The 26820-nt window shown below is 64.9% G+C and carries 27 protein-coding genes; 9 read left to right on the top strand and 18 right to left on the bottom strand.

Annotated features, from left to right (window positions below):
• Positions 1-130 precede the first annotated feature (130 nt).
• The 13 genes from XH80_RS22670 to XH80_RS22610 all read right to left on the bottom strand — a co-directional run bounded on the left by XH80_RS22670 (position 131) and on the right by XH80_RS22610 (position 11798).
• A complete protein-coding gene (locus XH80_RS22670; RefSeq protein WP_271600472.1) occupies positions 131-2251 on the bottom strand; it encodes a sodium-translocating pyrophosphatase in 2121 nt (706 codons plus the stop codon).
• Positions 2252-2503: 252 nt separating this feature from the next.
• The gene (locus XH80_RS22665; protein ID WP_271600471.1) at positions 2504-3112 is read right to left on the bottom strand and encodes a hypothetical protein; all 609 of its coding nucleotides are present in this window, start codon (positions 3110-3112) and stop codon (positions 2504-2506) included.
• 245 nt (positions 3113-3357) lie between these two features.
• Positions 3358-4347, bottom strand: coding sequence for a thiamine-phosphate kinase (thiL, locus tag XH80_RS22660; protein ID WP_271600470.1), 990 nt, complete (start codon positions 4345-4347; stop codon positions 3358-3360).
• A gap of 174 nt (positions 4348-4521) precedes the next feature.
• Positions 4522-5034, bottom strand: a complete 513-nt coding sequence (gene nusB, locus XH80_RS22655) for a transcription antitermination factor NusB (protein ID WP_271600469.1) — start codon at positions 5032-5034, stop codon at positions 4522-4524.
• Positions 5035-5037: 3 nt separating this feature from the next.
• The gene (gene ribH / locus XH80_RS22650) at positions 5038-5529 is read right to left on the bottom strand and encodes a 6,7-dimethyl-8-ribityllumazine synthase (protein WP_220005306.1); all 492 of its coding nucleotides are present in this window, start codon (positions 5527-5529) and stop codon (positions 5038-5040) included.
• Positions 5530-5618: 89 nt separating this feature from the next.
• Positions 5619-6227, bottom strand: a complete 609-nt coding sequence (locus XH80_RS22645; protein ID WP_271600468.1) for a riboflavin synthase — start codon at positions 6225-6227, stop codon at positions 5619-5621.
• A gap of 1 nt (position 6228) precedes the next feature.
• Positions 6229-7377 carry a bifunctional diaminohydroxyphosphoribosylaminopyrimidine deaminase/5-amino-6-(5-phosphoribosylamino)uracil reductase RibD gene (gene ribD / locus XH80_RS22640; protein WP_271600467.1) on the bottom strand — a complete coding sequence of 383 codons (1149 nt, stop codon included), beginning with the start codon at positions 7375-7377 and terminating at the stop codon, positions 6229-6231.
• Positions 7374-7856, bottom strand: coding sequence for a transcriptional regulator NrdR (gene nrdR / locus XH80_RS22635; RefSeq protein ID WP_057756398.1), 483 nt, complete (start codon positions 7854-7856; stop codon positions 7374-7376). The genes ribD and nrdR overlap by 4 nt, the downstream gene beginning before the upstream one ends.
• 131 nt (positions 7857-7987) lie before the next feature.
• Positions 7988-9289: a serine hydroxymethyltransferase gene (gene glyA / locus XH80_RS22630; RefSeq protein WP_057756400.1), complete on the bottom strand. Its 1302-nt coding sequence runs from the start codon at positions 9287-9289 to the stop codon at positions 7988-7990.
• A gap of 301 nt (positions 9290-9590) precedes the next feature.
• Positions 9591-9812, bottom strand: a complete 222-nt coding sequence (locus XH80_RS22625; RefSeq protein ID WP_057756403.1) for a hypothetical protein — start codon at positions 9810-9812, stop codon at positions 9591-9593.
• 37 nt (positions 9813-9849) lie between these two features.
• Positions 9850-10083, bottom strand: coding sequence for a hypothetical protein (locus tag XH80_RS22620; RefSeq protein WP_271600466.1), 234 nt, complete (start codon positions 10081-10083; stop codon positions 9850-9852).
• 197 nt (positions 10084-10280) lie between these two features.
• Entirely contained in the window at positions 10281-10799 is a 519-nt protein-coding gene (gene ldtR, locus XH80_RS22615) for a transcriptional regulator LdtR (protein WP_027529973.1), read from the bottom strand.
• 507 nt (positions 10800-11306) lie between these two features.
• Entirely contained in the window at positions 11307-11798 is a 492-nt protein-coding gene (locus XH80_RS22610) for a DUF6163 family protein (RefSeq protein ID WP_057756408.1), read from the bottom strand.
• A 127-nt stretch (positions 11799-11925) separates the two neighbouring features.
• On the opposite strand from XH80_RS22610, the gene hemB reads away from it, so the two are divergent.
• The gene (hemB, locus tag XH80_RS22605) at positions 11926-12987 is read left to right on the top strand and encodes a porphobilinogen synthase (protein WP_271600465.1); all 1062 of its coding nucleotides are present in this window, start codon (positions 11926-11928) and stop codon (positions 12985-12987) included.
• A gap of 100 nt (positions 12988-13087) precedes the next feature.
• Here the strand turns inward: hemB and XH80_RS22600 are convergent, their stop codons facing one another.
• Entirely contained in the window at positions 13088-13723 is a 636-nt protein-coding gene (locus XH80_RS22600) for a DUF6151 family protein (protein WP_271600464.1), read from the bottom strand.
• Positions 13724-13917: 194 nt separating this feature from the next.
• On the opposite strand from XH80_RS22600, the gene XH80_RS22595 reads away from it, so the two are divergent.
• Entirely contained in the window at positions 13918-14466 is a 549-nt protein-coding gene (locus XH80_RS22595; protein WP_271600463.1) for an RDD family protein, read from the top strand.
• 130 nt (positions 14467-14596) lie between these two features.
• Positions 14597-15373 carry an arginyltransferase gene (locus XH80_RS22590; RefSeq protein ID WP_057756417.1) on the top strand — a complete coding sequence of 259 codons (777 nt, stop codon included), beginning with the start codon at positions 14597-14599 and terminating at the stop codon, positions 15371-15373.
• A 133-nt stretch (positions 15374-15506) separates the two neighbouring features.
• On the opposite strand, the gene XH80_RS22585 is transcribed toward XH80_RS22590, so the two are convergent.
• Positions 15507-16871, bottom strand: a complete 1365-nt coding sequence (locus tag XH80_RS22585) for an Nramp family divalent metal transporter (protein ID WP_271600462.1) — start codon at positions 16869-16871, stop codon at positions 15507-15509.
• A gap of 171 nt (positions 16872-17042) precedes the next feature.
• On the opposite strand from XH80_RS22585, the gene XH80_RS22580 reads away from it, so the two are divergent.
• The gene (locus XH80_RS22580) at positions 17043-18287 is read left to right on the top strand and encodes an MFS transporter (protein WP_271600461.1); all 1245 of its coding nucleotides are present in this window, start codon (positions 17043-17045) and stop codon (positions 18285-18287) included.
• 107 nt (positions 18288-18394) lie between these two features.
• Here XH80_RS22580 and XH80_RS22575 read toward each other — a convergent pair whose 3' ends face one another.
• Positions 18395-19654 carry an adenylate/guanylate cyclase domain-containing protein gene (locus tag XH80_RS22575; protein WP_271600460.1) on the bottom strand — a complete coding sequence of 420 codons (1260 nt, stop codon included), beginning with the start codon at positions 19652-19654 and terminating at the stop codon, positions 18395-18397.
• A 151-nt stretch (positions 19655-19805) separates the two neighbouring features.
• On the opposite strand from XH80_RS22575, the gene XH80_RS22570 reads away from it, so the two are divergent.
• Both XH80_RS22570 and XH80_RS22565 read left to right on the top strand, forming a co-directional pair.
• A complete protein-coding gene (locus tag XH80_RS22570; protein ID WP_271600459.1) occupies positions 19806-20963 on the top strand; it encodes an MFS transporter in 1158 nt (385 codons plus the stop codon).
• Between the two features lie 32 nt (positions 20964-20995).
• A complete protein-coding gene (locus XH80_RS22565; protein ID WP_057756774.1) occupies positions 20996-21187 on the top strand; it encodes a hypothetical protein in 192 nt (63 codons plus the stop codon).
• 7 nt (positions 21188-21194) lie between these two features.
• Here XH80_RS22565 and XH80_RS22560 read toward each other — a convergent pair whose 3' ends face one another.
• The gene (locus XH80_RS22560) at positions 21195-22019 is read right to left on the bottom strand and encodes an N-acyl homoserine lactonase family protein (RefSeq protein WP_271600458.1); all 825 of its coding nucleotides are present in this window, start codon (positions 22017-22019) and stop codon (positions 21195-21197) included.
• A gap of 245 nt (positions 22020-22264) precedes the next feature.
• Between XH80_RS22560 and XH80_RS22555 the strand changes: the two genes are divergently transcribed.
• The 3 genes from XH80_RS22555 (at position 22265) to XH80_RS43760 (ending at position 24963) form a co-directional block, all read left to right on the top strand.
• The gene (locus tag XH80_RS22555; protein ID WP_057756435.1) at positions 22265-23083 is read left to right on the top strand and encodes a chromate resistance protein ChrB domain-containing protein; all 819 of its coding nucleotides are present in this window, start codon (positions 22265-22267) and stop codon (positions 23081-23083) included.
• On the top strand, positions 23083-24468 hold the full coding sequence (gene chrA / locus XH80_RS22550; protein WP_271600457.1) for a chromate efflux transporter: 1386 nt from the start codon (positions 23083-23085) through the stop codon (positions 24466-24468). The genes XH80_RS22555 and chrA overlap by 1 nt, the downstream gene beginning before the upstream one ends.
• A 102-nt stretch (positions 24469-24570) precedes the next feature.
• Positions 24571-24963 carry a DUF3551 domain-containing protein gene (locus XH80_RS43760; RefSeq protein WP_333932791.1) on the top strand — a complete coding sequence of 131 codons (393 nt, stop codon included), beginning with the start codon at positions 24571-24573 and terminating at the stop codon, positions 24961-24963.
• Positions 24964-25240: 277 nt separating this feature from the next.
• Here XH80_RS43760 and XH80_RS22540 read toward each other — a convergent pair whose 3' ends face one another.
• A complete protein-coding gene (locus XH80_RS22540) occupies positions 25241-26785 on the bottom strand; it encodes a GMC family oxidoreductase (protein ID WP_271600456.1) in 1545 nt (514 codons plus the stop codon).
• Positions 26786-26820: the final 35 nt, after the last annotated feature.

Here is a 26820-nt window from a genome sequence, read left to right as displayed (position 1 = left end):
GTTAAGCAACCTTAAAGACGAGAGCTCTGGAACCGGCCGCTTAACGGGCGGACGCCTGGCCCCTCGCCCCAAAACAAAACCCCCGCAGCCTGCGCCGCGGGGGTCACCGTCTTCAGGCCAGTTTCGTGGTTCAGTGCGCCAGGATCGCCAGCAGCAGGAGGGCCACGATGTTGGTGATCTTGATCATCGGGTTCACCGCGGGACCCGCGGTGTCCTTGTAGGGATCGCCGACGGTGTCGCCGGTCACGGCCGACTTGTGGGCATCAGAGCCCTTGCCGCCGAAGTGGCCGTCCTCGATGTACTTCTTGGCGTTGTCCCAGGCGCCGCCGCCCGAGGTCATCGAGATCGCCACGAACAGGCCCGTCACGATCACGCCGAGCAGCATGGCGCCGACGGCCGAGAATGCCGCCGACTTGCCGGCGGGGCCGCCGCCCGCGATCGCGTAAATCACGAAGTAGACGACGATCGGCGACAGCACCGGCAGCAGCGAGGGGATGATCATTTCCTTGATCGCCGCGCGCGTCAGCAGGTCGACCGCCTTGCCGTAGTCGGGCTTGTCGGTGCCCTGCATGATGCCGGGCTTCTCGCGGAACTGGCGCCGCACCTCCTCGACGATCGCGCCGGCCGCACGCCCCACAGCGGTCATGCCCATTGCGCCGAACAGATACGGCAGCAGGCCGCCGAACAACAGGCCGACCACGACGTAAGGATTGTTCAGCGAGAAGTCCGGATTGACACCGGCGAAATAGGTGTGGTGCGCGCTGTCTGCAACGAAGAACTTGAGGTCCTGGTTGTAGGCCGCGAACAGGACGAGAGCGCCAAGACCGGCGGAGCCGATCGCGTAGCCCTTCGTCACCGCCTTGGTCGTGTTGCCGACCGCATCGAGCGCATCGGTCGACTTGCGCACCTCCTTCGGCAGGCCCGCCATCTCGGCGATGCCGCCGGCGTTGTCGGTCACCGGACCGAACGCATCGAGCGCGACGATCATGCCGGCCAGTGCCAGCATGGTGGCGGTCGCGATCGCGATGCCGAACAAGCCGGCGAGGCTATAGGTGACCAGGATGCCGGCGATGATGACGATCGCGGGCAGCGCGGTCGCTTCCATCGAGACGGCGAGGCCCTGGATCACGTTGGTGCCGTGACCGGTCACCGAGGCCTGGGCGATCGACTTCACCGGACGATAGTCCGTGCCGGTGTAGTATTCGGTGATCCAGATGATCAGCGCGGTGACGACGAGGCCAACCACGCCGCATTCGAACAGCGCCATGCCGGTGTAGTCGACGCCCTCGAGCTTGCCGAAGCCGATCAAATAATAGATCACCACGGCGATGCCGATCAGCGACAGGATGCCGGTTGCGATCAGGCCCTTGTACAGCGCTCCCATGATCGACTGGCTCGGCCCGAGCTTGACGAAGAACGTGCCGATGATCGAGGTGATGATGCAGATGCCGCCGATGGCGAGCGGCAGCGTCATCATGTTGGCGAGGATCGGCGTCTTGGCGAAGAAGATCGCAGCCAGCACCATGGTGGCGACCGCGGTCACCGCATAGGTCTCGAACAGGTCGGCCGCCATGCCGGCGCAGTCGCCGACATTGTCGCCGACATTGTCGGCGATGGTCGCCGGATTGCGCGGATCATCCTCCGGGATGCCCGCTTCGACCTTGCCGACGAGATCGCCGCCGACGTCGGCACCCTTGGTGAAGATGCCGCCGCCGAGACGGGCGAAGATCGAGATCAGCGAGGCGCCGAAGCCGAGCGCCACCATGGCGTCGACCACGGTGCGGCTGTCGGGCGCGAGCTTCAGCGAATGGGTCAGGAAGCCGAAATACAGGGTCACGCCGAGCAGTGCGAGACCGGCCACCAGAAGTCCGGTGATCGCGCCCGCCTTGAAGGCGAGCTCGAGGCCGCCGGCGAGCGACGTCGTCGCGGCCTGGGCGGTACGCACATTGGCGCGGACCGAGACGTTCATGCCGATGAAGCCGGCGGCTCCCGACAGGATGGCGCCGATGGCAAAACCGATCGCGACATAAAGGCCGAGGAAATAGGCGAGCAGCACGAAGATGACGATGCCGACGATGCCGATCGTGGTGTACTGGCGCCGGAGATAGGCCTGTGCGCCTTCACGCACGGCTCCCGCGATCTCCTGCATGCGCGGCGACCCCGCATCCGCACTCAACACCGAAGACGTCGCCCAAATCGCGTAGACGACGGAAAGCACTCCGCAGAGCACTATCAACCATAATGCTGTCATTTGATTTTTGCCTCAGATCCTTGATGTACGACCCCCGGCGCCTTTTGTTGTCCGTCGTGCGGTGCGGCGCCTTGATTTTGAACAAAGCCGCCCGCAGGCGGCTTTAGTCGGCCACAACCTTGCCAAAATCAAATTGAGGGTGCAACGCCGTATAGGTGCGAAAAAGCCGATCTCGGCAAGTATTTAGACCTAGTCCCGAGCGCCAGGCCGGCAGCTCCGATGCAGCCGGCCGCTACGTTTGGCAGGCTTGGCCTAAGCTGCCGCCCCCACGGGATGCCGGGATGAAGACGCCAATTCCCACGTCTGCCCGTCAGCACTTGTGCGTCGGTTGAAGATTTTGACCTCGTAGACGCTGTCGCTCGCGCCGGCCTCCAGCGTCACCGAGCTGACCTGGTCGAGCGTGAGGACACCGAGCGGCACTTCCTGATCGGGCAGGATCAGCGTCGCCTGCTCGCCGACGAACACGATCACAAGATGGCCTTTCGCCATGTTGCTCTTCGCCAGCACGCGCAACTGGCTGTGATAAGGCTGCCGCGTCCAAGCCGATGGCAGGTCGGGATCGACCACGACCTGGATGTTGTTGGTCTTGGGGTGCACCGTCAGCACCATCTTCGCCTGGTCGGGCTTCCAGTGCATGGGCAGCGCCGGCGTGGTCTTCCAGAGACAATCGAACGCCGCGCACTCGCCTGGCCTGCTGTCATGGATGGCGCAGCCGAGGGTAGGCTCGCAATGTGAGCACCACGTGCCGGCAGGCTTGCCGAACGCGACAACGTTGTAGACCTTGCAGCAAAGCGTGCAGCTTCCGCACGCGCGCTCCTGAGCAGCCGGCGCCGCGCCCGCCCCCGAAATGACCGCCGTCATCGAAACATATCCATCAGCCGCCCATCTCTCGGCGCTGATACATCCGCAGGCTTTCGCGGGGATTGCGGGAGGCCGGCCTTACGCGGCCGATCTCCCGGGGTAGCGGGACGTGGATCCGACCTCGATCGTTTGGCCGTCCGGCATCCGAATCAAGCCCGTCCGTTGCGGTTGCCGATATTACCCTGATATCGCGAAAAACGGACAGCCTGCGCTCGTATCCCGGCGAACCACGGGCCTGTCCGGGCCTAGAAATGGCTGTAGGACAATCGCCGCAGCGTGATCTCGCGGCCTTGTGCGTCGATCCATTGCGGCGCCCCCTGGCCGGCAAGGATGGTACCGATCATCGTGACCTGGACCCCGGCCTGCTCAGCCGCCCGCGAGAAGGCTGCGCTGCGTCCTTCCGGAACCGCGCACAGGATCTCATAGTCGTCGCCTCCCGACACCAGCTTCTCGAACCCGACCGCGGAGACCGCGATGGCGGCGGCCGGCGACGCCGGGACCTGGTGCGCATTGACCACGGCACTCACACCAGAGGCGGTACAGAGCTTGGCAAGATCGCCTGCCAGACCATCGGACACGTCCATTGCCGCGCTCGCATAGTCGCGCACGATGCTCGCCAGCGCATTGCGCGGCCGTGGAACGCGATAGCGATCGACCAGATAGTCCCGGGCAGCCGGGTCCGTCAGCGCAGCGGCGGCCACACCGCCCGTGAGCACATCGAGGCCGAGGGCGGCATCGCCGATCGTCCCTGTCACAAAGATAAGGTCACCCGGACTTGCGCCGGTGCGTCCAACCATCCGCCCTTTCGGCACGCGACCGAAGGCGGTGATCGAGATCATCTGCGGTCCCGGCGTCGACACCGTGTCGCCGCCGAGCAGCGGACACGCAAAGCTCTTGGCGTCCTCGCCGAGAGCATCCGCGAACGGTCTCAGCCAGGCATCCTCCTTGCTGCGCAGCGCCAGCGTCAGCACGAAACCAGCAGGTGAAGCGCCCTTGGCGGCAAGATCGGACAGGTTCACCCGCAGCGCCTTGCGCGCGATGGTATCAGGGGGATCGGTGGCAAGATAATGCACACCTTCGACCACGGCGTCGGTGGTGACGACGAGGTCGTCGCCGGATGCGGACAGGATCGCTGCGTCATCGACCAGGGCGAGTGCACCCGGATCAGTCGCCAGCGGCTTGAAATAGCGCGCGATGAGGGAGTCTTCGGCGGAAGGTTTGTGCGACGTGGTCATCGCGTCACCCCCACACACAACTGTCATCGCCCGGCTTGACCGGGCGATCCAGTATTCCAGAGACGGTCATGTGAAATCGATAGGCCGCGGCGTACTGGATGCCCCGCCTTCGCGGGGCATGACACCGGAATATGGGGCAGCAGCATCGCATCAATTCACCGCCCTACGCCCGTCCTACCCCCGCCCGAACTCATCACCGCGAAACTGACGGCCGATCTGGTCGAGCACGGCATTGACCATGCCGGTCTCCTCGCGGTCGACGAAGGCGTTGGCGACGTCGACATATTCGGACACCACGACACGGCCCGGCACGTCCTTGCGATGCTGCAGCTCATAGGCCCCTGCCCGCAGCACCGCGCGCAGGATCGCCTCGATCCGCTTCAATGGCCAGCCCTTCGACAGCGCCTCGTCGATCAAGGGATCGAGCTTCTTCTGGTCGCGCACGACGCCGGAAACGACGTCGCGGAAGAATGCGGCTTCGGCCGGCAGATAAGTGTCACCTTCGACCTCGTTGCCGAGCCAGTGGCTCTCGAACTCGGCAAAGATGTCGTTGATGCCGGCGCCGGCGATGTCCATCTGGTACAGCGCCTGAACGGCCGCGAGCCGCGCCGCGCCGCGCCGGTTGGCTTTCTTCTCGGCGGGCGCACCCGGTTTCCTGATGTCAGCCGTTTTCTTAGGATCAGACATGGCTCAGGCCCGCGCTAGGCGGCGCTTGATGCGCAGCATCGCAAGCGCCGCGCGTGCGGCATCGCCGCCCTTGTTGAGCTCGCTGGCGCGCGCCCGCGCCCAGGCCTGCTCCTCGTTGTTGACGGTGAGGATGCCGTTGCCGAGCGGCAGTTTTCGCGAAACCGCCAGATCCATCAGCGCGCGAGAGGATTCCTGCGAGACGATCTCGAAATGAATGGTGTCGCCGCGGATCACGCAGCCGAGCGCGATCACCGCGTCATAGGGCTTGCCGTTCGCCGCAGCCGCGTCGACTGCGATGGCGACCGCGGCCGGAATCTCCAGCGCGCCGGGAACCGTGATGATGTCATGGGTCAGCCCCGCCGCCTTCAGCTCCGCGACCGCGCCGTCCAGGAGCGCGTCCTGGAGATCGTCATAGAACCGTGCCTCGACGACAAGCGCCCGTGCGCCGGAAATGTCGGTCTGGTCCTTCAGGGGTGCGCGCCGCGCGTCAGCCATCGTTCAATCCGTTCTACTGGGGTCGGCGCGTTATGTAGTCACCGCGACCGCGTAAGCCAAGTTTTAAAGCGCAAATCCGGCTTCGCCGGTCACTTCATTTCCGTCAGCCGCGCCGCGTAGCGGGCCATCAAATCGACCTCGATATTGACTTCAGCGCCCACCTTCCAGCCGCCGATCGTCGTGACTTCGAGCGTATGCGGAATGATCAGCACCGAAAAGGTCGTATCCTCAACCGTATTGACCGTCAGCGAGACGCCGTCGAGCGTGATCGAACCTTTGGTGGCGATGAAACGCGCCAGCTCCCGCGTCGTCGAGAGCTCGAACCGCGCCATGTCGGGCAGGTCTTCGCGGCTGATGATGGTCGCAATCCCGTCGGCATGGCCGGCGACGATGTGGCCGCCGAGCTCGTCACCGATCTTGAGCGCACGCTCGAGATTGAGCTTGGTGCCGAGCTTCCAATGCTTCGCCGTCGTCAGCGCCAGCGTCTCGGCGGCAGCATCGACGTCGAACCAGGTTTTGCCGTCGGCGACACCGGAAGCGACCACGGTAAGGCAGACGCCGTTGTTGGCGATCGAGGCGCCATCGGCGATGGTGGTCTGGTCGTAGCTGCAGGCGATGCGCAGGCGGTGCAATTGCCCCTGCGCCACGGGCTTGAAGCTGACGATCTCGCCGATATCGGTGACAATGCCGGTGAACATGCTAGGCGCGCTCGTAGATGGTGAGAGTATCGGGGCCGAAGGTCTCGCTAGCATGAACCTTGTAGGCCTGCGACTGCGTGATTTTCGACAGGGGCAATGCATCGAGCGCATCGACCCCGCCCGCGCCCACCTCTTCCGCTCCGCGGAACAGCCAGATCTCGTCGACGAGGTCGGCGGACACGAAAGAGGCCGCAACGCGGCTGCCGCCCTCGACCATCAGCCGTGTGATGCCTTTCTCGGCGAGCGCGCGCAGCACGGCTGGAAGGTCGAGCCCGATTGCACCATTCGGCGGCATGCGCAGGATCTGTGCACCGGCAGCGCCAAGGCGGGTCGCGGCGGCCGCTTCGGCAAGCTCGGAAGCAATCACCCAGAGCGGCGTTTCGCGCGCAGAACGAACAAGCTGGCTGGAGGCGGGAATTCGCAAATTCTGGTCGAGGACGACGAGCACCGGAGAACGCGCTTCCATATCAGGCAGGCGGCAATTGAGCTGCGGATCATCCGCCAGCACCGTGCCGATGCCGACCAGGATGGCATCGCTCTGCGCGCGCAGAAGATGCACGCGATTGCGCACGGCTTCGCCCGTGATCGCGAGCGGCTTGCCGCCTTCAGCGCCAATCTTGCCGTCAGGCGAGACCGCGAGCTTCAGGATCACGTGCGGACGCTTGTCCCTGATACGGCGGAAATGACCGGCATGGTCGAACGCCGCCTCCGCCGCGCATAGGCCGACATCCACGGTGACCCCGGCGGCGCGCAGGCGCCCATGGCCCTGCCCCGCCACTTCAGGATTGGGATCCTCGATCGCCGCCACCACGCGCTTGATGCCGGCCGCGATCACCGCATCGGCACACGGCGGTGACTTGCCGAAATGCGAACAGGGCTCGAGCGTGACGTAGAGCGTTGCGCCGCGCGCCGCCTCGCCTGCACGCCGGAGCGCCTCACGCTCCGCATGCGGCCGTCCACCTGGTTGCGTCCAGCCGCGACCGATAATGACGCCATCCTTGACGATAACCGCGCCCACGGCGGGATTGGGCCAAGTGCGTCCCTGCCCGCGCCGGCCGAGCGCCAGCGCCAATTGCATGAAGCGGCGATCGGAATCCTTGGATTCGCGGATCCTCGCGGCGAACTGATCTTCCAGGATGCGGAAGATCATTTGCGGATCGCGGCGAGCCGCGCTTCCTCCTCACCGGAGAGCTCGCCGAGCACGTCGGCGAAATCCTTGGCCTCGCGGAAATTACGGTAGACGGAGGCAAAGCGCACATAGGCGACGTCGTCGAGCGTGCGCAGATGCTCCATCACGGTCTCGCCGATCACCTCGGACGAGATCTCGGCTTCGCCCCCGGTCTCGAGCTCGCGCACGATGGTGGAGACCATCTTCTCCACCCTTTCAGGCTCGACCGGCCGCTTGCGCAAGGAGATCGACACCGAGCGCATCAGCTTGTCGCGGTCGAACGGCACGCGGCGGCCGTTGCGCTTGATCACCGTGAGCTCGCGCAGCTGCACGCGCTCGAAGGTGGTGAAGCGGAAATTGCAGGCGATGCACACGCGCCGCCTGCGGATGACGGAAGAATCCTCGGTCGGACGCGAGTCCTTTACCTGCGTATCGAGACTGTTGCAGTTCGGGCAGCGCATCCGAGTACCTTGATCCCTAGAGCATGATCCGGAAAAGTGTGAAGCGGTTTTCCGGAAAGATCATGCTCAAACAAAGAGCTAAAGCGCGGTGATGATTCAACCCAATCTCATCGCGCTTTAGACTTGGCCTCTTATTGATAGATCGGGAACCGATCCGTGAGCGCCTTGACCCGTTCCTTGATCGCGGCCTCGACCAGCGGCGCCTTGCCGTCGTCGGACTGCGCGATCGCGTTGAGGACCTCGGCGATCATGCCGCCGACCTGCTGGAATTCGGCGACGCCGAAGCCGCGGGTCGTCGCTGCGGGCGTGCCGAGACGCAGGCCGGAGGTCACGAACGGCTTTTCGGGGTCGAACGGAATGCCGTTTTTGTTGCAGGTGATGGCGGCGCGAACCAGCGCCTTCTCCGAGACGTTGCCCTTCAGGCCCTTCGGCCGGAGGTCAACCAGCATCAGATGGTTATCGGTGCCGCCGGAGACAATGTCGAAGCCGTGGCTCTTCATCGCCGCGGCCAGCGCCTTGGCGTTCTCGACGACGTTCTTCGCATAGACCTTGAAGTCCGGACGCAACGCTTCGCCGAAGGCAACCGCCTTCGCCGCGATCACATGCATCAAGGGGCCGCCCTGCAGACCCGGGAAGATCGCCGAGTTGAGCTTCTTGGCGAGCACTTCGTCGTTCGAGAGGATCAGGCCGCCGCGCGGACCGCGCAGCGATTTGTGCGTCGTCGTCGTGGTGACGTGCGCATACGGCACCGGCGAAGCATGCACGCCGCCGGCGACGAGACCGGCGAAGTGCGCCATGTCCACGAGCAGGTAAGCGCCGACGCTGTCGGCGATCTCGCGGAAGCGCTTGAAGTCCCAGGCGCGCGAATAGGCCGAGCCGCCGGCGATGATCAGCTTCGGCTTGACCTCTTCGGCCTGCCTCGCGACCGCGTCCATGTCGATGATCTGGTCCTCGCGGCGCACGGTGTAATGCGACGCCTTGAACCACTTGCCGCTCATGTTGACGGGCGAGCCGTGGGTGAGATGGCCACCGGCCGCAAGGTCGAGACCCATGAAGGTGTCGCCGGGCTGGAGCAGCGCCAGGAACACGGCCTGGTTCATCTGGCTGCCCGAGTTCGGCTGCACATTGGCGAAATTGGCGCCGAACAGCTTCTTGGCGCGATCGATCGCGAGGTTCTCGGCGACGTCGACCCACTCACAACCGCCATAGTAACGTGCGCCCGGATAACCCTCTGCATACTTGTTGGTCATCACCGAACCCTGCGCTTCCAGCACGGCCCGGCTGACGATGTTCTCGGAGGCGATCAGCTCGACTTCATGGCGCTGCCGGCCGAGCTCGCCCTTGATGGCGGCGGCGATTTCCGGGTCGGCCTGCTCGAGCGAGGCGGTGAAAAACGAAGCGGGCGCAGAGGTTTTGGCGGAGGCAGAGGTCATCGGCGAATATCTCCACCGCCGCAGCCTGTTGGTAAGGGCTACGGTCGGTCCTGTGTGGCGGTTGGAAGCACGCGCGATCTACCACATCGCCCGCCCCCGGCCAAGCATTTGCGGGTCGGGCGTCGGAATTATGCAAGATATGGTGGAGATGGCTGACCTGGAGGCCCGCAAGCTTACGGGACTGCGTCGGCGTGGAGATGGAGACTGGCCGGTTTAGGCGGCCCAATCCCCAACCGAAGCCGGCAAGTCGCCGCCGCGGGGGTCAAGCTGACCGGACTTGCCGCCATTCAGGCCGTCCCGTCTACAGCCCGGTATACCCAGCCTTCACGGGGTCCACGCTGCCATCGAGCTGGCGCAGGTAGGTCAGGCCGCAGACGGTCAATCTGTGGGTGTCCTTCTCGCCGGCTTCCATCAGGGTATTGAGGTAGTTTGTCACCTTTTCCCGCGCCTCTGCGCTTGCCGCCGCCGTCCGGTTGGCGAGCAGGTCATAGGTCTGCATGATGCGGTCGATGGCAGCTTCCATGGCACCCTCTGGTTCATCGATGTTTTTGGAGTCTTGATCAGGCAACCGCGCGAGCCTCGGACTGGGTCTCGAAATGCGTGATCGCCTTGTTGGCGAGCCTGATCTTGTTGACTTCGCCGTGCTGGAGCAGCTTGACGATGATCTCGAGCAGGCGGTCGTTGGTCGCGAGCGTGTCGGGGATTGCACCGGAGCGGCGAAGGTAATTCGCGGCGATGGCGTAGGCATCGCTCACGAGTTCGTTCATAGCCTGAAGCCCGCGCTCGACCAGCATCGCATCCTCCGATCCGGAGAGACAACTGCGACGCGAGAATCCGGTTCCGCCCCTGATGGCTTTTTTTCGCAACTGCGAAGAGAGGGCAAAACGCGCCGGTCCGGGCAAGCCGGGCCGACGCGCTTGGGGAAGTCAGGCACGTTGGGAGGCCTGCCGGTCTTGTTGCGGGCCGGCTTGGCCTTGATCCCTTCTGGAACTCAGAGGCGATACAGGATCTGGTCGGTCCAGAACCGCTCGAGGCGGTGCAGCGACTTGTTGAGGGTCGAGAACTCCTCGCCCGAGATGCCGCCGACCTGTTCAACGGTCTTGACGTGCTTCTGGTAGAGGCTGTCGACGATGCGGCGGACTTCCTGGCCCTGCGGCGTCAGGCGGATGCGCACGGAGCGTCGATCAACGCGCGAGCGCTGATGATCGAGGAAGCCGAGCTCGACGAGCTTCTTCAGGTTGTAGGAGACGTTGGAGCCGAGATAGTAACCGCGCGTGCGCAGCTCGCCTGCGGTCAGCTCCTTATCGCCGATGTTATAGAGCAGGAGCGCCTGCACGGAATTGATATCGGCGCGGCCACGACGATCGAACTCGTCCTTGATCACGTCGAGGAGCCGGCGATGCAGCCGCTCCACCAGAGTCAAAGCTTCCAGATAGAGCGACTGCACCGAACCCTGCGGGCCGGAAACGCGCTCTGCGGTATCTGCCGCAGTTGCGACGGCTTTCATCATGACACTTCCCCTGTTGTCGTTTTTGTCGACACTTATTCGACGCAACTTGTGTTCCGTCTGATAGGTCCAACTTAAGGGGGGCGTTTGAAGATCGGCTTAAATAAGAGAATAAAGAGATCATGAATTTAAGACAGTGAATTGCGGATTAAGCCTGTGCCACAAGCACTTTTCGCAACCGTCTGTTGACCGTGGCAAGGTCCTGTTCACCCTCCGTCCGGCCCCGTTGTCGCATTCCAGAACAGCCCCGCCCCAATTCGAAACGCTCGCGTAAGAGCTGTGGCTGAAAGCGCTAGGTCAATGAAAACTTACCTCGAATTTGAGGCAACCAGCGGTCAACCAAGTCACCACGACTCGGCAAATGCCACTCGCGTGTCCCGGACGCGCGCAGCGAAGATCCGGGACCCAGAAGTTACAAGCGAGATCGCAGAGACATGGGCCCCGGCTCTGCAATGCATCACGCCGCAAATGCGGAGCGCTGCATTGCGTCCGGGGCACGAGTTTGCAGCGCTACGGCGGCCGTTCGCGCGCGGCCATCCAGGCGAGCGCGAGATAGGCGGCGAGCATGAAGGCCTCGACGCCGACGACGATCAGGCTGCCGCCATAGATCCCCGGGAACATCAGCTCGATCACCGCCATCGAGACCACGGTGGTCAGCCACACCACCGCGCCCCAGGGCGTGGCGAGCCACAGGCCGACGGCGGCGACGAGCTCGATCACGGCGAAGTAGATGGTCGAGGCCTGCCAGGCCATCGACTGGTTCTCGAATGCCTCGTCCTCGCCACCGACAAAGCCGGTCACCTGCGCCCAGTGATAGAGGCCCTTGAGGATCGACAGCAGCGCCATCACCCGCAGGAACAGCACCAGCCGGCGCGTCCAGACATTGTCGTCGGACTCAGCTCGCTCCGACGAGATCGCAGCCACCGACATCGCGCTGTCTCGGGCGTTGTCTCTGACGGCATCCCTGGCATTGGTACTATCGCGGGTGGATATGTCGGACATGGCCCCCCTTCTGGCTGTTTCGCCCCGCAAAATCAATCGGCTGCCATCACATTGCGGGAGGTCAAGCCGCGGTGACGGGAACCATGCGAACTGGTATAAGAATAATTCCAGCCGGAGGAAGAGTGTAATGGCGATCAAATACGGACGTCCGATCGAACTGCGCGAGGTTTCGCGCCGGGATGGCACGACCGCCTCCCCTGCCCTCGATCTGACCGTCCGCCCGCGCCGCAACCGCAAGGCCGAATGGGCCCGGCGCATGGTGCGCGAGAATGTGCTCACCACAGACGATCTGATCTGGCCGCTATTCCTGATCGACGGCAACAACAAGCGCGAGCCCATCGCCTCGATGCCCGGCGTCGATCGCCTCAGCGTCGATCAGGCTGTGCGCGAAGCCGAACGCGCGATGAAGCTCACCATTCCCTGCATCGCGCTGTTTCCCTACACCGACCCGTCCCTGCGCGATGAGCAAGGCTCGGAAGCGACCAATCCGAACAATCTGGTCTGCCAGGCGGTGCGCGCAATCAAGAAGGAATTCCCTGAGATCGGCGTCCTTTGCGACGTCGCGCTCGATCCCTTCACCAGCCACGGCCATGACGGCCTGATCTCCGACGGCAAGATTTTGAACGACGAGACGGTCGCGGTGCTGGTGCGCCAGGCACTGGTGCAGGCCGAAGCCGGCTGCGACATCATCGCGCCCTCCGACATGATGGATGGCCGCGTCGCCGCGATCCGGGAGGGGCTCGATCGCTCAGGCCTGCTCGACGTGCAGATCATGGCCTATGCGGCCAAGTACGCCTCCGCCTTCTATGGCCCGTTCCGGGATGCCATCGGCTCGGCCAAAACGCTTGTAGGCGACAAGCGCACCTATCAGATGGACAGCGCCAACACCGACGAAGCGCTGCGCGAGGTCGAGCTCGACATCTCCGAAGGCGCCGACATGGTGATGGTGAAGCCCGGCATGCCCTATCTCGACGTGATCCGCCGCGTGAAAGACACGTTCGCGATGCCGACCTTCGCCTATCAGGTCTCCGGCGAATACGCGATGATATCAGCCGCCGCGAACAACGGCTGGCTCGACGGCGACCGCGCCATGATGGAGAGCCTGCTCGCCTTCAAGCGCGCCGGCGCCGACGGCGTGCTCAGCTATTTTGCGCCGAAGGCGGCAGAGAAGCTGCGCGCGCTGGGGTAGCTCTCGTAGTGCCGTAGGGTGGGCAAAGCGAAAGCGTGCCCACCATTCGTTAGCGATCGCGACAAATCGTGGGCACGGCGCTGACGCGCCTTTGCCCACCCTACAGCACCGTTTGCGCGGTTGGCCGGGGCCCGCACAACGGACGTAGCGCGTCGCGTTGCTCCCGCGACAACACCGTCACTGCATAGATCGGCTCGGGCGGCTCCCGCTTAAAGAACGGATGCGGCCATGTCTTCCCACGCACCTTCCACGCAAGCACCTTGCCGATAGCGCGCAGGATGAGAGAGAGATTAATTCCAGTTGAGCCCACCGGCGGCTCGCCCACCGCATACTTGCCGAGAATGGCGCCGACCGGCGGGCCGGCGGCATCGTCAACGGCCGACGTGCCTCCCTCGAACGCCTGCGCGATGATGCCGACAAAGGGAATGGTCGGCGAGACCGTGTTGCCGACCGGTGTGTTGCAGCAGCTTGCATACCACCGGTAGAGGCCGTTCTGGCTCAGTCGCACCCCCGCGATCCGGTCCTGTCCCTGCACAAAGGAGAGCGTCGACGGCGCGACCTGGACAATGTCGCTGCCGCCTTTCCTATTCAACAGATCGGCGCGGCCGAGCTGGTGGGCGAAGGCCTGGCAGTCGTCGCAGTAGCAGATCACACGATTGACCGTCCTGGGCGACACGTCCGTTACCACGGCGCGGACGTCGCCGCAGCGGCAACGCAATTCGATCTGACCACCCATGAAAATGATCCTGTCCGGGGCCGGAATTGCACCCTCGCCCCTGCAGCATGATGCAAAACATGAAACGCGCAAGCGTCGCCGGCCGCCGAATCGCCCGAATATTTTGCTGGGTTGACCGGCCGACAGCCTTGGCGTGTGGCCGGATGGTGCCCATGTGCTGCGGGGTGAGAGATCCGAAACCGGAAGGGAAGCTCATGTCTTACTCGGGTTCGCCAGATGACAGCGGCGTCTGGCGCAATGACGGCGGGGCGCAGCCGCACGCCTACGATCCCTATCTGCATCCGGAACTGTTCCGCGGCGTTGCGACTCGGCGAGTGTTCGCGTTCCTGATCGACATGATCGTGATCTCCGTTCCCGTCATCCTCGGCTACATCTTCATCGCCGTGTTCGGCGTGGTGACGCTGGGCATCGGCTGGGCGCTGTTCTGGCTGGCCTGGCCGGCCTCCGTGATCTGGGCCATCGTCTATTACGGCGCCAGCATCGGTGGGCCCTCGTCGGCGACGGTCGGGATGCGGATCATGGACCTGGAGCTGCGCACTTGGTACGGCGCGCCGGGCTACTTTGTCCTCGGCGCCACCCACGCCGTGCTGTTCTGGGTCTCGGTCTCGTTCCTGTCGCCCTTCGTGGTGCTTGTCGGCCTCTTCAACAGCCGCCGGCGCCTGCTGCACGATTTCGTGCTGGGAACGGTCGTGATCAACAATTCCGTTCGCGCGCCCGTATCCCAGAGCGCACGGACCTGGTGAGGTCATGATGGTCAAGGACCTGCTAACCTAGATCCGCTAGACTGACTGATCTGACCAGCCGAGCAGACCGATTGACCGGGAGCTTTCGTAGCGCGATGCTGATACCCAGTTCGGAGGCCCACGACGTCCCTTGACCCAGCATTCGCGCGACACCCCACAATTTTACCTCACGGCGCCGTCCCCCTGCCCGTATCTGCCGGGCCGGCATGAGCGCAAGGTGTTCACGCACCTCGTGGGGGAACGCGCCGGCGACCTCAACGATCTCCTGACCCATGGCGGGTTCCGCCGCAGCCAGTCGATCGCGTACCGGCCGGCCTGCGACCAGTGCCGGGCCTGCGTCTCGGTCCGGGTCGTCGCCAACGAGTTCCGCCCGTCCCGCAATTTCCGCAAAGTGATGGCGCGCAACGCCGACATCATCGGCGAGCAGCGCAGCGCGGTGCCGACCTCAGAGCAATATTCGGTGTTCCGCGCCTATCTCGATGCCCGCCATCGCCATGGCGGCATGGCCGACATGACCGTGCTCGACTACGCCATGATGGTCGAGGACAGCCATGTCGAGACCCGCATCATCGAGTACCGCAAGCGCGGCCCCGACAGCGGCCTCACCGGCCGCGGCGAGGAGCTGATCGCGGTCGCACTCACCGACGTGCTCAGCGACGGCCTGTCGATGGTCTATTCGTTCTTCGAGCCGAGCCAGGTGTCCCGCTCGATGGGCACCTTCATGATCCTCGACCACATCGCCCGCGCGCGCCGACAAGGCCTGCCTTACGTCTATCTCGGCTATTGGATCGAGGGCTCCAAGAAGATGGACTACAAGGCCCGCTTCCTGCCGCAGCAGCGCCTCGCCCCCTCAGGCTGGCTGCGCATCGATGCGCAGGGCGATACGGCCTCCGAGCCGCAGGATTAGCTGCTTCACACTCTCTGTCATGCCCCGGCTTGACCGGGGCATCCAGTACGCCGCAGCCTCTCGTTTCAATCGCAACCGTCTCTGGAATACTGGGTCGCGCGGTCGAGCCGGGCGACGACAGCGGTGGGTGTCCTCACCCCAACAGCGTATCCGCCAGCAACTTCACGTTCAAAACCACGATCACGCCTGCGACGATCCACGCGGTCACAGCGACTGACGCCGGTATCGCGAACTGCCCCATCTTGCGGCGGTCGGAGACGAAGCGAACCAGCGGGATGACCGCGAAGGGAAGCTGCATCGAGAGCACGACCTGGCTGAACACCAGCAGATCCGCCGTGCCGCGCTCACCATAGATCGCCGTGACGATGATCACCGGAACGATGGCGATGCCGCGCGTGACGAGGCGCCGCGCCCAGCTCGGCAGACGCAAATCGAGAAAGCCTTCCATCACGATCTGGCCGGCCAGCGTCGCGGTGACGGTTGAATTCAGGCCCGAGGCCAGCAGCGCCACCGCGAACAATGTCGAGGCGATGCCGAGGCCGAGCAGCGGCGACAGCAGCTCGAAGGCCTGGCCGATCTCGGCGACGTCGGAATGGCCGCTGGTATGGAACGTCGCGGCCGCGACGACGAGGATCGCAGCGTTGATGAACAGCGCCAGCATCAGCGCGATGGTGGAATCCGTCGTCGCCCATTTGATGGCATCGCGGCGTCCCTCGTCGTTGCGCGCATAGGCGCGCGTCTGCACGATCGAGGAATGCAGATAGAGATTATGCGGCATCACGGTCGCGCCGATGATGCCGATCGCGATGTAGAGCATCTCGGGATTGGTGAAGATCTCGCGCTTCGGCGCAAAGCCGCGCAGCACCTCGGCAACCGGCGGCGCCGCAGCGACGATCTGAACCGCGAAGCAGACCGCGATCACCGCAAGCAGCGCCATCACGAAGGCTTCGAGGAAGCGGAAGCCACGGTTCATCAGGACCAGCAGCAGGAACGCGTCGAGGGCTGCGATCAGCGCGCCGCCGACCAGGGGAATGCCGAACAGAAGTTTCAGCGCGATCGCGGTGCCGATCACCTCGGCAAGATCGCAGGCGATGATCGCCGCTTCACAGGCGAGCCAGAGCAAGAAGTTCACCGCGGGCGAATAGGTGGCGCGGCAGGCCTGCGCCAGATCACGGTCGGTGACGATACCGAGCCGTGCCGCCAGCGACTGCAGCAGGATCGCCATCAGGTTCGAGAGCAGGATGACCGAGAGCAGCGTGTAGCCGAACCTTGACCCACCGGCGAGGTCGGTCGCCCAATTGCCGGGGTCCATGTAGCCGACCGAGACCATGTAGCCCGGGCCGACAAAGGCGAGCAACCGCCGCCACCATGCCCCGGCCGCGGGGATCGCGACGGTGGCATTCACCTCGGCGAGGCTCTTGGTGGCCGGCGCATCGGTGCGCCAGCCGGCGGCATCCTGGGGCAGGTCCTGGGTCAGATCGGGCGATCGGGCATCCATGCGGTCAGAATACCGGAGTCGATTCTTATTGCAACTCATTTGCAACTGCATCTAGGCGCATTGGTTCCCACCGCCCGCCCGGGCTTTGCCCGCTCCTGTCGGGAAGCGGGTGGGTTTGACCGTTCCCGGAAGCGAATACTGGCGGCATCACGAGTTTGCAGGAAATGCGCCATGTCAAATGCCCCTCGGCTTCCCGACACCTTCAACCGCCTCGCTTGGTCCAACCTCACGGCGCAATCGGCCGAGCAGATCGCGCTGGCGTCCGCCCCCATCGTCGCCGTGCTGACGCTGGGCGTTGCCGAGGGCCAGACCGGCGTGCTCCAGACCGCGCTCACTTTGCCCTTCGTGCTGTTCGCGATTCCCGCCGGCCTGCTGGCCGATCGCATCTCCCGCCGCGCGCTGATGGCAGGTGCCGAGGCGCTGCGGGCGGTGGCGCTGGCGGCGATCGTGCTGCTGCTCTGGCTCGGCGCGCTCAACCTGCCGCTGCTGGCGCTGCTCGGCTTTGCCGCCGTCTGTGGCACGGTCGTCTACAGCGTCGCCGCGCCGGCGCTGGTGCCCTCGCTGGTGAGCGCCGAGCTGCTGTCGGCCGCGAATGCCCGCATCGAGCTTGCGCGCACCATCGCCTTTGCCAGCGGGCCCGCGCTCGGCGGCGCGCTGGTCGGCTGGTGGGGCGCGAGCCCGGCCTTCGGCTTCGCCGCGGCGCTGTCAGCGATCGCCGTGATGCTGCTCTCCGGCCTCTACGAGCCCGCGCGTGCACCGGTGCCACGACGCCATCCGTTCCAGGACATTCGCGAGGGCGCCGGTTTTGTCTTCCACCATCCGCTGCTGCGGCCGGTGTTCATCACCCAATTCATCTTCAACACCGGCTGGTTTCTGCAGATCGCGGTGTTCGTGCCCTACGCGGTGCGCCATCTTGGTCTGACCGCGGCCGGCGTCGGCACGGTGCTGACGATGTACGGCGTCGGCATGGTGATCGGGGCGCTGTTCGCCACGCGCGTGATGAACCGCATCGCCTTCGGCACCGTGGTCGGCCTCGGCCCGATCACCGGTTTTATTGCCGCTGTGGTGATGGCGCTGACGGTGCTGGTGCCCTCGCCCTGGCTTGCTGCCTTGAGCTTCTTCCTGCTCGGCGTCGGACCGATCCTCTGGGTGATCTCGACCACGACCTTGCGCCAGTCGGTGACGCCGCCGCGCCTGCTCGGGCGCGTCTCCGCCATCAACATCATGAGCTACGGCGCCCGCCCGCTCGGATCAGTGCTCGGCGCGATCGTCGGCGGCCTCTGGAGCGCGGAAGCGTGCCTCTATGTTGCGGCAGCCGTGTTCGGCGTGCAGGCGCTGGTGATCTGGCTGTCGCCGGCGGTGGCGCTCGACCGGCAGCCGGCGATGGTGGGCGACGAAGCCGCGGCGCGCTGCTAGGCGCACCGTCATTGCGAGCGAAGCAATCCAGTATCTCTCGGCGGGGCAGTCTGGATTGCTTCGTCGCAAGGACTCCTCGCAATGACGGAGATGCGGAAGCAGCCGGGCTAATTCGCCAGATACCGCTCATAGCTGCCGGTCACCGGCTCGCTCGCATCGACTTCAGGGTCGAGCGTGTAGAGATCCTGCGCGCGGCCGATGCCGCGGAGCGCATAGCGGCCGGTGGAAACGAGGTAGCGGCGGCCGGCGGCATCCAGGCCCTTGTAGAACTCGGCTGACGCCAGCAGCTCCCGATCGACCGAGCGGCTCATCGAGGCGATGCGGGTGACCTCGTTCACGGTCGGCCCCACCACGGTGAAATCGAGCCGGTCCTCGCTGCCGATATTGCCGTAAAAGACCTCGCCGACATGCAGGCCGATATAGGCGGACGTGGTCGGGCGGCCCTCCGCCGCCCGGCGCGCATTCAGCGCCGCGACGTTCTGGCGAAACAGGTGCTCGGCCCGCAGCGCGGCCCGCCGCGCATCGGCCATGTCCTCGCCCCAGAACATCGCCAGCACGCCGTCGCCGATCAGCTTCAGCACGTCGCCACCTGCCTCGTGGATCGCGTCGATCACGGCCTGGGCGTAATCGTTGAGGAACGGGATGATCTCGTCCGGCGCGATGCTCTCGCTGATCCCGGTCGAGCCGCGCAAATCCGAATACCAGAGCACGGCATTGATGCGCTCGGTGACGCCGCGCGAGATCCGCCCGCGCAGGACCTGCTCGGAGGCATCGCGCCCGAGATAGACCCGCCCCAGCGTCCGCACGATGTCGACCTGCTGCGCCGATTTGATCGCAAGTCCCAGCACCGGCACGAGATCGCGCAGCGCGGCGAGCTCGGCTTCGCTAAAACCTTCGTCCCGCCGCGTCGTCCAGTAGGAGTAGAGGCAGTCCATCTGCCCGAGCGCTCCGGTCTCGCCGAAGCGGTGCACGAAGGCCAGGAAATGGCGGTGACCGTGTTCGGCGAGCTCGCCGATCTGCGCGAAATCGAGCGAGGGCGCGTCGGCAAGATCGATCACCATCTCGTCGTGGCCATGCTCGAGCAGATGGTAGAACACCGAGCGGCGCCAGTTCTTGGCCGCATCGCCATCCGCCGTCGAGCCGTATTCGATGACGTTGCTCTCGTTGCTCGGCGTGTCGCTCCAGCGGAAGGCACGGCCCTCGTAGATCGGATGCAGCGTGTCGATGACGACGAGGCCGCGCGAGAGTTCCAGCCCTTCAGCGCGGCAGCGCTCGCAGAAGCCGCGCAAGAGTTCGGGTTCGGGAAGGCCGGTGAGCCCCTGGCCGGCCACCCAGTTCATCAGCGCAAGGCGGGAGGTGAGTTGCATACGCCATTATGGCGTGCATTCGTGACGAACGAAAGGCCGCAACCAAGGCTCGCACGGCCAGCAGGTCGAATATGCCGCCAACGCTGTTGACGCGCTCTCGCCTCGGGTCGCAAATGCCGAAGATGACACCAAAGGCCAGAAATTCGACGACATGAGCCAGCGCCAGCTTCCGATCATCCTCGCGCTCGGCACCACGCAGACTCTGGCCTGGGCTTCGAGCTATTATCTGCCGGCCCTGCTTGCCGATCCCATGGCGCACGACCTCGGCATCTCCAGCAACTGGATTTTTGGCGCGTTCTCAGCCTCGCTCGTGATCTCCGCGATGCTGGGGCCCCGCATCGGGCGACAGATCGACCTCGTCGGCGGGCGGCAGGTGTTGTCCGCCTCGAACCTGACCCTTGCGGCCGGCCTCGTCCTGCTCGGCTTCTCCCAGTCGGTGGCGGTGATGACCTTCGCCTGGTTCGTGCTCGGCATCGGCATGGCGATGGGGCTTTACGATGCCGCCTTCGCTGCGCTCGGCCGCATCTATGGCGCAGAAGCGCGCGGCTCGATCACCGGCATCACCTTGATGGCCGGATTCGCCTCGACCGTCGGCTGGCCGCTCACCGCCTGGGGATTGGCCCATATCGGCTGGCGCGATACGTGCTTCGCCTGGGCTGCCGCCAACGTCCTGATCGGCTTGCCCCTCAATTTCTTCATGCTGCCTTCGATCAAGGGCGCCAGGCAGGCCGCGGCAACGGCGGAGAAACCGCACGTCCCGCTCGACCGCACCATGGTCCTGCTCGCCTTCGTCTTTGCCGCGGTCTGGACCGTCACCGGCGCCATGGCCGTGCACTTTCCGCGCATCCTGGAGGCGACCGGTGCGAGCCATGTCGAGGCGATCGCGGCCGGCGCGTTGATCGGCCCGGCCCAGGTGGTCGCGCGCATTCTCGAAGCCAGCGTCCTCTCCCGCTTCCATCCATTGTGGTCGACCCGCCTGGCCTGCGTCACCCACCCGATTGGCGCGGCCGTCGTCGCCATCTTCGGCGCGCCGGCCGCGAGCGCCTTTGCGCTGCTGCACGGCTCCGGCAACGGCATCTTGACGATCGCGCGCGGAACGCTGCCGCTGGCGATCTTCGGCCCGAAGGATTTCGGCTACCGCCTCGGCATCATCGGCGCGCCGGCGCGGATGGCGCAGGCGATCGCGCCGCTGGCCTTTGGCCTGCTGATCGACATGATGGGCGCCAAGGTGCTGATGGTCTCATCCGCGCTCAGCCTGTCAGCGCTGGCCGCGCTGTTCCTGATCCGCGCAGAGAAGCGGCCGGATTGACCGTGCCGCCGCTTTCGCGCACAAGCGCTGGCATGACCGACGACAAGAGCCCGCCCCGCACCCTCAAAGGCCTGATCCGCTGGGCCATGACGCCGCCGCAGGCCTGGGGCGTCTATCTGCTGGCTTTGCTCCTGGTGTGGCTGGTCTCGTTCTATGCCGGGACGCTGAAGCCGAAGAAGACGCCGGACGCAAGCCCGCCGCCGGTCACCGCACCGAAAAGCTGATCCTGTTTCAGTTGTAAAACTCCGGCGACATCTTCTGGGTGTCGCGCTGGGCCTTGTCGTGGTTGATCCAGAGCTGCGCCTTTTCCCTGTCGAGCGTGTCGGCAATCTTCTGCATCGAGGCCGCGCTCTGGTCCTTGTTCGCGTTCATGCTGGGAACGCGGCGGTTGTCCCAATTGTCCTTGAAGTGAACGGCATCGCCTGAGAGCACCACCACGCCGGTCTTCGGCAGCCGCACCATCAGCGATTGGTGCCCCGGCGTGTGGCCGGGCGTCGAGAGAATGGTGATGCTGCCGTCGCCGAACACGTCCTTGTCACCGGCGAGCAGCTCGACGGGATGTGAGGGCTTGAAGCGCGGCTCGTTGTTGGCGTCGGGCCAGTCATACTCGGCTTTCTGCACGTAGAGCGTCGCCTGCGGGAACATCTCGACATTGCCGATGTGATCGGGGTGCGTGTGCGAGACGCCCATCACCTTGACGTCGGCGGGCTTCACGCCGATCTGCTCGAGCTGCGAAGCCAGCGTCTTCGGGCGCCGCCAGGTGACGGCCTTGGGATCGGCCGGCACGAGGCCGTTCGGCATCGTCGCGACGGCGTCGGGAATCCCGGTGTCCCACAGGAACCAGCCCTGGCTGTGCTTGATGAGATAGCAGGTGTCGACGAAATCCATCGACTTGCCTTCGTTTACCCCCGGTGACCAGCGCCCGATATCGCCGGCGACGCCCTCCCCGCAATTCATGATGTAAAGCCTTTCGACGCCCGGCTTCTGTGCGAACGCAGCCTGGGCGGACAGCGCGAGTGCGGCCATGGCGAGAGCGAGCTTGAATTCGCGGGTCATCCTTGGTCCTTCCTGCAGCCTTCTCTTTGCGACCGAGGATCAACCCCGCCCCCGCCGCAGAATTCCGCTTCCACGCACTCCAGGCCTGAGCGAATATCATTCTTGCGCACAATGCCATGGTATCAGGCGATTGACAGGTCGGCGTGGTTTCGCTGTAATCATGACCTGGGGATTTGAGCGATCTCCCCACGAGGCGACATGCCCAAGTATCGCGTCCCGTTCAGTTCCCACGAGGACGCATCAACATGCCTACATTCACGACCATATCTTCAGATAAATTGGCGCGCCTGATCGGCACGGCCAATGCTCCTGTCCTGATCGATGTCCGCACCGAGGACGATTTTGCTGCCGACCGGCGGCTGATCCCCGGCTCGATCAAACTCAGCCACGAGACGGTTGCGGAATGGGGCGGGCAATTTGCCGGCCGCCGCACCATCGTCTCCTGCCTGCGTGGAGAAAAGCTCGCGCAGGGCACCGCGGCGTGGCTGCGCCAGCTCGGCGCCGAGGCCGAAACGCTCGAGGGCGGTTTCGAGGGCTGGAAAGCAGCAAATCTGCCGCTGCTCGACACCCGCAAGCTGCCCCCACGCGATGCCAAGGGGCGCACGGTCTGGGTGACGCGCGCCCGGCCCAAGATCGACCGCATCGCCTGCCCCTGGCTGATCCGCCGCTTCGTCGATCCCGCCGCGGTGTTCTTGTTTGTCGCGCCGCCCGAAGTGGTCGCGGTCGGCGAGCGCTTCAAGGCTGCGCCCTTCGACATCGAGAACGTGTTCTGGAGCCACCGCGGTGAACTCTGCACCTTCGACGTGATGATCGAGGAGTTCGGCATTGCCACGCCGGCGCTGCTGCGGCTCGCGACTTTGGTGCGCGGCGCCGATACGGCGCGGCCCGATCTGGCCCCGGAGGCCCCAGGCCTGCTCGCAGCCTCGCTCGGGCTATCGCGCATGTACGATGACGACCTCGAACAGCTCGAGGCCGGCATGCTGCTCTACGACGCCTTCTATCGCTGGTGCCGCGACGCCACGGCCGAGACCCACAACTGGCCGACCAACAAGGTGAAGGCGTAATGGACACCCGTAACGTTCAAGCAGGAGCTGATGCCGGTCACGGCATCAGCTTCGGTGAGGCCTTTCGTGTCTGGCTCCGTGTCGCGTCGTTGAGCTTCGGCGGGCCTGCGGGCCAGATCGCCGTGATGCACCGCATCCTGGTCGAGGAGAAGAAGTGGATCTCCGAAGGCCGCTTCCTGCATGCGCTGAACTACTGCATGCTGCTGCCGGGACCCGAGGCGCAACAACTCGCCACCTATGTCGGCTGGCTGATGCATCGCACCGCGGGCGGACTGATGGCGGGCGGGCTGTTCATCCTGCCCGGCATCATCGCCATCATGGGCCTCAGCTATATCTATGCGGCCTACGGCAATGTCAGCTTCGTCGAGGCGCTGTTCTTCGGCCTGAAGGCCGCCGTGCTCGCCATCGTCGTCGAGGCCGTGTTTCGCGTCGGCAAGCGCGCGCTGAAGAATCGCATCATGATCGCGCTGGCCGCGATCGCCTTCGTTGCCATCTTTTTCTTCGCGGTGCCCTTCCCTGTCATCATCATCGCCGCCGGCCTGATCGGCTATGCCGGCGCCCGCGCCGGCCGCACCGAGTTCGCGCCCGCGGGTCATGGCCATGGCGGCAGCAACGCCGCAATCGACAGCATGCTCGGCGAAGCCGTGCCCGAACATGTGCGTCCCGACACCGCGCGTGCGATCCGCACCGCCGCGCTCTGGCTGTCCCTGTGGCTCGTTCCGGTGATCGTTCTGCTGCTGGCGCTCGGCCAGGCCAGCGTATTCAGCCAGATCGCGCTGTTCTTCTCGAAGATGGCGCTGGTCACCTTCGGCGGCGCCTATGCCGTGCTGGCCTATGTCGCCCAGCAGGCGGTTGAGCATTATCACTGGCTGAAGCCGCACGAGATGCTCGATGGCCTCGGCATGGCCGAGACCACGCCGGGCCCGCTCATCATGGTGCTCCAGTTCGTGGGCTTCATGGCGGCCTATCGCGATCCCAGCGGGCTGTCGCCGATGCTGGCGGCAACCCTCGGCGGCTTGCTCGCCACCTGGGTCACGTTCACGCCCTGCTTCCTCTGGATCTTCGTCGGCGCTCCCTATATCGAGCGGCTGCGGGGCAATACGGGCCTTGCCGGCGCGCTGAGCGCGATCACAGCGGCGGTCGTCGGCGTGATCCTCAATCTGTCGATCTGGTTCGCGCTGCACACGCTGTTCCGCGAGACCGTGCCGGTGCACGCCTTTCCGCTGGATTTCGACAGGCCGGTATTGACGAGCGTCGATCTGCCGGCGCTCGTGCTGTCGATCGCGGCCGCGACCGCGATCTTTCGCTTCAAGCTCGGCATGCTGACGGTGCTGGCCGGGAGCTGCGCCGCCGGCGTGGCGTTACGGATGGTGGGAATGATCTAAAGCGGAATTCCGCGAGCGTTGACGTGGATCAATACTGCCGACGTTGGGAGTGCGACCGGTGTGTTGAACCCGACTTGGAGTACCGACTTGGAGGACGCTCCAATGTGTAAATGGGCTTTGACGATTTTGACCGTGGCTATCGCCTTAGCAGCGGGGCACGCACGGGCCCAAAGATTCGATCCGGCTTTTCCCGTTTGCTTGAATGTCGTCTCTCGCGGAATCAGTCCATACTATCGGTGCACCTATACGACGATGGACCAATGCAGGGCGTCGGCCAACGGTCAGATGTGCGTCCTCAACCCATATTACGCCGGTGCGACGGCCGGAGGGAAGAAGCGGCGCAATTCTCACCAAACATACACGCCGCCTGTGCCGCCGGTCCACTACCGGGCCGCGCCGTACAATCAATTCAATGAACCTTATTATGGCGCCTCCCAGGGTTACGCACCGGGCGAAAAAGAACGATTTCTCCAAAGTACGAGACAATACATGTGACGGATGATGCGCCGGTCGGGCAAAGCAGCCCCGATCGGGAGGCGCTTCTGTCAAGCCCTTCGGGCGCGATGGACGTTGCAACTCGCCGCGAGAAGGCAAAGGTGCGTCTGTCGTTTGGAATTTAGATTGGAGAGCGATGGCCTCTCCGCTTGCTCCGTCATTGCGAGCGCAGCGAAGCAATCCAGGGTCTTTCCGCAGAGGGATTCTGGATTGCTTCGCTGCGCTCGCAATGACGCCGAGATACCCCCGAGGACCAGCGCACACGAGGCCCGCAGCACTACCGCATCATCATCCGCGCGATGGCTTCCCCGATCACCACCGTCGTGAAGTGGGTGTTGGCGCGGCAGTCGGACGGCATGATCGAAGCATCGGCGACGCGCAGGCCCGAGATGCCCTTCACGCTGCCATCAGGATTGACGACACCGTCGGCATCATTGACGCCGCTCATGCGGCAGCTGCCGGCGGCATGCTGGATGTCGCCGGTTTCACGCCGCAACAATGCATCGAGCTCGTGATCTGGCAGGCTGGCGGCCTGCGGCAATGTCAGGTCGGTGTCGGCGAGCCTGATCCAGTCGGCGATGCCCGACAGCGCCGGCTGCGAGGTGATCACCGCGAGCCGCTTCACCGCATCCATCATGCGCAGCATATCGCGGGGATCGGCCAGCATGTTCTCCTCGACGATGGGATCGATCGACGGATCGGTCGAGGCCAGCTTGAGCGTGCCGCGCGAATAGGCGTTGAACAGACCGGCGCCGATCGCTCCGGGCATGCCGATGCCGCGATGATTGAACGCGATCAGGATCATGTCGCGCTTGCCGCCCTCGGCGAGACCCGAGGAATAGGTCACGCAGCAATTGGTGTGGCGGGTGTCCGGATCGGTCGGCCGCAGATCCTCGTGGAGCTGGATCGTGGCGCGAAACAGTGGATGATCGAAGAAATGCTTGCCCACAGGCAGATCGCGTTCCACCGCGATGCCCATCGCCTTCAGCTCTTCCGCAGGCCCGATGCCCGAGCGCAGCAGGATCGCCGGGCTGTGGATCGCGCCGGCGCAGAGCACGATCTGGCGCGCGCTGATCTCGTGGGTGCCCTGCCCCTCGATGTGGACGCGAAGGCCGGTCGCCCTGTTGTCGCTGATCAGGACGCGATAGACCAGCGCACGCCCGCGGATCTCCAGATTGGCGCGGCCACGCACCGGCTCCAGATAACCCTCATTGGTGGTGATGCGGCGGCTGTCGCGGCTGTTGATGGGATAGCAGGCGACGCCCTCACCCTCAGGGCCGTTGAGATCGGCGCACCAGGGATAGCCGCTCGCGAGCGCCGCATCGCGCAAGCCGCGATCGATCGGGCCCCATTTCTCCGGCGGTGCGCGATAGACCGGCAACGGTCCGCCGCGACCATGGCCTGGGGTGTCGCCGAACTCCAGATCGTCCTCGATCACGGAGAACAGCGGCATCACCTCCCGGGCCGACCAGCCGGTGCAGCCATTGGCCGCCCACTCGTCGAAGGCATCGGCAACGCCGCGGATGGCGATCTGGCCGTTCATCATCGAGGAGCCGCCCAGCCCCTTGCCGCGCCAATAGAAACGCGGCTCCTGCCCGGCGACGCGGCGCGTCAGCAGATCGGGCCATTGCCACTTCTCCTGATATTCGCGCTGGTGGATGATCGGGATCGGGTTCGGCGTCCTGACTTCCCAGGGCGCCTCGTCGGCGCGCCAGTCGAGCCCCGCTTCGAGCAGCAGGACGCGTCGTGCCGGATCCTCGGACAGCCTTGCTGCAACCGCCGCGCCGGCGGAGCCACCGCCGACAACAATGACATCGTACATCGCGTTACTTCTCAACGTTCCCAAAGACCGGCATG

Origin of the sequence: Bradyrhizobium sp. CCBAU 45384 (assembly GCF_028128665.1) — a bacterium.
Lineage (GTDB): Bacteria > Pseudomonadota > Alphaproteobacteria > Rhizobiales > Xanthobacteraceae > Bradyrhizobium > Bradyrhizobium manausense.
Note: the sequence above shows the minus strand (reverse complement) of the source record. Positions and strands in the feature narration are given on the sequence as shown.